Below are 1851 nucleotides of genomic sequence, written 5' to 3' on the forward strand. Positions count from 1 at the left end.
ATCTCGGCCATGTTGAGATCCTGGATGACGGCGCGCTTCGGCGGCGCATCGAAGGTCAGCGGCTTGCCGCAGCTGTCGACCGTGACCGGGAAGGCCAGGGCTGTCGAGGCCAGCAGCGAGAAGACAAGCGAAAAGGCCAGGCGTTTCACGGGTTTGCTCCTTGTGGATGGGATTGGGTCGACTACGAGATGGCTTCAATCACGTCGGCGGCGCGGCACGGTTCGGCACATCGAACACCGTCAGTTCGCGGTCTTCGGTCGGATGGCGCAGACGCAGCACATCGATGCCGAAAATCTCGCGGATCAGCTTTTGGGTCAGGGCTTCGCGCGGTGCGGCGAGCGCTTGCAGACGGGCATGGTTCATCACCGCCACCCTGGTGGCGAACGGTGCCACCAGCGCCAGATCGTGCAGCACCGCGATCACCGTCATCTCGAAGCCTGCCACGAGGTCGAGCAGTTCGCCGCGGGCACGCGGGTCGAGATGGTTGGTCGGCTCGTCGAGGAACAGGATTTTTGGCTGCTGGGCGATGGCGCGCGCAAGTTGGGCGCGCTGGCGCTCGCCGCCCGACAGCGAGCCGATGGTGCGGCCAAATAGCGGCAGCAGGCCGGTCCGGCGCAGTGCATCGACGACGATCTCGCGCTCCTCGCTCCTGCGCCGCAGCCCGGCGTGCGGAACCCGGCCAAGCTCGACATAGTCGATCACCGCCAGCCGCGGATCGGGCTGGTCGGTCTGGCCGACCACGGCAATGTGCAGCGCCCGTTCGGCGGCTGAAATCCTGTCCAGGCGGCGCCCGCCGAGCTTCACCTCGCCGGAGCTCGGACGCAGCATGCCCGACAGCATGCGCAGCAGCGTCGTCTTGCCGGCGCCGTTGGGACCGATGATGGCAAGGCGATCGCCGGCGGCCACCGAGAAGCTGACCGCCTGAACCAGATCCCGCCCATTCGCCGTGACGCAGAGGTCACGGGCTTCGAGAAGCGCTACGGTCATCGGCTGCTGCCCGCCGGCTTGCCGGGACGGCAAAGCGTATATACGACGATGCGATGGATGGAGCCGTCCAACTTTCCGTCACTTTCCAAAACTGGCGACGGAAGGAAGCTGGCGAACCGGCCGACAAGACCGGGATTCGCGTTTCCTCCCGGCACACCCCGTCCGGTCAACTCAGTGATGGCAGGTCTCCTGGCTCACGGGTCGTTGCGCCATCCAGCCTTCCCAGCCTTGCCGGCCAGTGGCATTCACGGATTTTGCTCGCCGCTTACAGTTGCGGGGGCAGCCACGGTCTCGACCTGAGCAGGCCTCACCGTGTTCCCTTTTCACCCCTCGCCTTTCGACTCGGGGACCATCACCGCTTCAGCGTAGATTTGCGCCGATCGCTTCGCAATGGATTTCTCGGACGGAGTGGTGGGCCAGCTAAGGGAAACAGGCATCGCATGCTCTCTTTATGTAATAATATAACATACCTAAGAGATGACGCCGGTCGCTGTCAAGCGAAAGCTCATGGGGCGGTTGGCCGGATGGCGACCGGCATCGGCGCAGATTGCACGGGATGCGCAATTTCGATCAAACTGGCTGCGCCAGGAAACGGCAGGATGATCTGGCCAATGCGAGGAGAAAATGGACCCGACCGAGAAAGCGCTGTGGTTCGTCGAAAGCCATCTGCCGGAGGCGATCTCGCTTGATGATGTCGCGCAAAACAGCGGCGTGTCGCGTTTTCATGTGACGCGCGCCTTCGGCGCCGCCACCGGCCGGTCGGTGATGGGCTACATGCGCTCACGCCGGCTGACCGAGGCGGCGCGCAAGCTGGCGGGCGGGGCGCCCGACATCCTCGCCGTCGCGCTCGACGCCGGCTACAAC

Annotated in this window: 2 protein-coding genes, 1 pseudogene and 1 riboswitch; of the genes and pseudogenes, 1 reads left to right on the plus strand and 2 read right to left on the minus strand. The window is 64.8% G+C overall.

The window, feature by feature from the left end; genetic code table 11:
- Together EN984_RS39565 and EN984_RS33145 are read right to left on the minus strand one after the other, a co-directional pair.
- Window positions 1–149, minus strand: a pseudogene (locus tag EN984_RS39565) (ABC transporter substrate-binding protein); the annotation flags it as partial.
- A 49-nt stretch (window positions 150–198) separates the two neighbouring features.
- The gene (locus EN984_RS33145; protein WP_127267057.1) at window positions 199–987 is read right to left on the minus strand and encodes an ABC transporter ATP-binding protein; all 789 of its coding nucleotides are present in this window, start codon (window positions 985–987) and stop codon (window positions 199–201) included.
- Between the two features lie 161 nt (window positions 988–1148).
- Window positions 1149–1356, minus strand: a riboswitch (cobalamin riboswitch).
- 255 nt (window positions 1357–1611) lie between these two features.
- On the opposite strand from EN984_RS33145, the gene EN984_RS33150 reads away from it, so the two are divergent.
- On the plus strand, window positions 1612–1851 hold a 240-nt coding region (locus EN984_RS33150; RefSeq protein ID WP_164765856.1), incomplete at its 3' end, for an AraC family transcriptional regulator.

Origin of the sequence: Mesorhizobium sp. M7A.F.Ca.CA.004.12.1.1 (assembly GCF_003997835.1) — a bacterium.
Lineage (GTDB): Bacteria > Pseudomonadota > Alphaproteobacteria > Rhizobiales > Rhizobiaceae > Mesorhizobium.

Bases quoted from the DNA above. Each gene is read 5' to 3' on its own strand.
- EN984_RS33145 (WP_127267057.1), bottom strand. From the start codon at position 987: ATGACCGTAGCGCTTCTCGAAGCCCGTGACCTCTGCGTCACGGCGAAT.